Source organism: Streptomyces himastatinicus ATCC 53653 (genome assembly GCF_000158915.1).
Classification (GTDB): Bacteria; Actinomycetota; Actinomycetes; order Streptomycetales; family Streptomycetaceae; genus Streptomyces; species Streptomyces himastatinicus.
In genome coordinates this window covers 9,170,792-9,173,609 of record NZ_GG657754.1, presented here as the reverse complement: position 1 = coordinate 9,173,609, position 2,818 = coordinate 9,170,792, and the positions used below count along the sequence as shown (strand labels likewise).

Annotated in this window: 3 protein-coding genes; 2 read left to right on the top strand and 1 reads right to left on the bottom strand. The window is 73.6% G+C overall.

The annotated features are described in order from the left end of the window. Both SSOG_RS39045 and SSOG_RS39040 read left to right on the top strand, forming a co-directional pair. On the top strand, nt 1-538 hold a 538-nt coding region (locus SSOG_RS39045), incomplete at its 5' end, for an alpha/beta hydrolase (RefSeq protein WP_154686127.1). After that, entirely contained in the window at nt 535-1,416 is an 882-nt protein-coding gene (locus tag SSOG_RS39040) for an HpcH/HpaI aldolase/citrate lyase family protein (RefSeq protein ID WP_009719832.1), read from the top strand. The genes SSOG_RS39045 and SSOG_RS39040, both read left to right, overlap by 4 nt. A gap of 67 nt (nt 1,417-1,483) precedes the next feature. Here SSOG_RS39040 and SSOG_RS39035 read toward each other — a convergent pair whose 3' ends face one another. Beyond that, nucleotides 1,484-2,623 carry a substrate-binding domain-containing protein gene (locus tag SSOG_RS39035; RefSeq protein WP_039939744.1) on the bottom strand — a complete coding sequence of 380 codons (1,140 nt, stop codon included), beginning with the start codon at nt 2,621-2,623 and terminating at the stop codon, nt 1,484-1,486. Nucleotides 2,624-2,818 lie beyond the last annotated feature (195 nt).

The following is a 2,818-nucleotide window of genomic DNA, read 5'->3' as shown; positions in this document are numbered from 1 at the left end:
GCACCGGGCCCGCGTCGCCGGACCGGACGCGCCGCTGATCGTGGCGGGGGACAGCGCGGGAGGCAACCTGGCGGCGGTGGTGGCCCAGCGCGCCCGGGAGGCGGGCGGCCCGGCCGTCGCGGCGCAGGTGCTCCTCTGCCCGGTGACCGACTGCCGGCCGGACACCGCCTCGTACCACGACCCCGCGAACCAGCTCCTCCTCACCCGCGCCACCATGGCCTGGTACTGGGACCACTACGCCCCCGACACCGCCGCCCGCCGGGCCCCGGGTGCCTCGCCGCTGCGCGCCGCCGACCTCGCCGGACTGCCACCCGCCGTCGTGGTCACCGCAGAACACGATGTACTGCGCGACGAGGGCGAGGCGTACGCGGACCGGCTGCGCGCCGCGGGGGTGCCGGTGGAACTCCGGCGGTTCGAGGGCCAGATCCATGGCTTCGTCACCCTGCTCGACCTGCTGCCGGACGCCAGTGCCGAGGCCCTCGGCTATGTGGCGGACCGGCTCGGCCACCTCCTGGACCTGCCTCGGAGCCACCCGTGAAACCGTACCGGTCGATCCTGTTCGTGCCCGCCCACAAACCGGCCTGGGCGGAGAAGGCGCTGGCGGCGGGCCCGGACGCCATCGTCCTCGATCTGGAGGACTCGGTGCCGGACGAGCTGAAGGCGGCGGCCCGGGCCCAGGCGGCCGACGCCGTCACCCGGCTGCGTGCGCTCGATCCGTCGGTCGGCCTGCTGGTGCGGGTCAACGGCCTCGCCACCCGGCTCACCGGCGCCGACCTCGAAGCGGTCGTCGTCCCCGGTCTGTCCGGCGTCTTCGCGCCGAAGATCGAGCAGGCCACGGACGTGCTGCGCTACGACGCCCTGCTCGACCACTTCGAACTGCGCAACGGGGTGACGGGACTCGAGTACATCGTCCCCGTCGAAACGGTCCGGGCCATCCACAACTGCCGCGACGTGGCGGCCGCGTCGCCGCGCGTCGCCGCGATGATCGGCCCGACCGCCGAACACGCCGACATCGCACGCGAGGTCGGCTTCGAATGGTCGCCGGAGGGCGAGGAGACGCTGTATCTGCGCAGCCGGGTGCTCCTCGCGTGCCGCGAGGCCGGACTGCACGCCCTCACCGGCCTGTGGGAGCGCATCGACGACCTCGACGGCCTCCGTACGTTCGCCCGGCGGGGCCGGGCCCTCGGCTTCCGCGGCATGGTGGCGATCCACCCGGCCCATGTCCCGGTCCTCAACGAGGTGTTCTCGGCCACCCCCGAGGAGGCCACGTTCTACGCCGGGCTCGTCCGCGCCTACGAACGGGCGGCGGCCGACGGCAGCGGTGCGGTGCGCTACCGGGGGCTGCACATCGACCGGGCGCACTACGACAAGGCCGTCCAGTGGCTCGCGACCTGGCAGGGGCGGTTCACCGCGTGAACTCGGTGTGATCGAAGGTGCCGTCGATCGTGAGGCCGCCGCACCAAGGGTCGTGCACCACCCGGCGTCAGGAGCCCCAGATCTTCCGGTACGCCGCCCGATAGCCCGGAGGGTTCCAACTCGTCGCCCCCGCGCTGTTGGCGGCCGTGGAGACGTGGACCGGTGCGGTGTACCCGCTGGGGGCCCGGCCGGAGAACGCCCTGTTGAACTCGTCGATCATCTGCCAGCCCTGCTGGGACAGCGGCTCGGGGACGGTGGCGGCCTGGTACTGCCGGTGGTTGATGCGCTGGAAGGCCGACGGATCGCCGTCGCCCGCGCCGATGTTGAAGGGCGGACCGGAGCCGCGTCTGCCGCCCGCGCGCAGGGCGGGGGCCGCGTCAGCGAAGTACAGGTCGTTGATGGCGACGGAGTAGGTCCACTCGTCCCGGAAGCGGGAGAGGAGGGAGGAGACCTCCTGGGGGGTGCGGCTGCCCGCGTCCGGGATCGGAATGTTCTCGTAGGCCAGCAGCCTGACGTCCCGGCATCTGGCCAGCCCCTTCCTGATCAGCTCGGACTTGTGCCTGGCGAACGGGATCGAGGCATCGGTGAAGATCACGGCTCCGGCCCTGCCGTTGGATCGTGCGATCACCCAGTCCGCGCTGATCCTGGCCGTGTCCTCGACCCTGGTGGTGACGTTGGTGAACAGCCTGGGCCTGGCACTGGGCCCGGGGGACGCGACCGCGTGCCAGCCGATCAGCGGGATGCCCGCCGCGTTGGCCTGCGCGACCTGCCGCGCGGTCGACTTGGGGTCGAAGCCGCCGATGACGATGCCCGACGGCTTGAGGGTGACGGCCTCGCTCAGCGCCGCCTGGATGCCCGCCGGGGTGCCTCCGCCGTCGATCACCCGGACCCGCCAGCCGATGGCCTTCGCCGCCTCCCGCACCCCCTGCGCGGCGCCCGCGACTCCGGGGTTGGTCATGGTCTGCGCGACATAGACGATGGTCTTGCCGGGCACCGCCCGGGGGCCGTGGGTCGGCCCGTTCCAGGGGGCGTCGTTCCGCTCGGCGCGCTCGACGGCGGCCTTGGCCCGGGCGAGGACCGCGGGACAGCCGCGCGGCCCCGCTGTGGAGTCCCCTCCCCCGGCCGACGAGCCGCGCTCACAACCGGCGAGGGCACCCGCCGCCAGCAGCACGGCGGCGGTGAGCGCGGTCCTACGACGGGGCCGCACGGGAACTCCTCCGCCGGTCCGCGGTGATGCCCGTACGCAGCCGGCGGCGCGCGGATTAACCGGCCAGGCCGACGACGACGAGCAGGGTGCCGCCGTTGAACAGCGGCGTCACCCAGAACTCGGCACCGAGCTGGCCGATGCCGGAGAGTCCGATCGCGAGGACCGCGACCGCGACGACGGTGCCCAGGGCGTTGG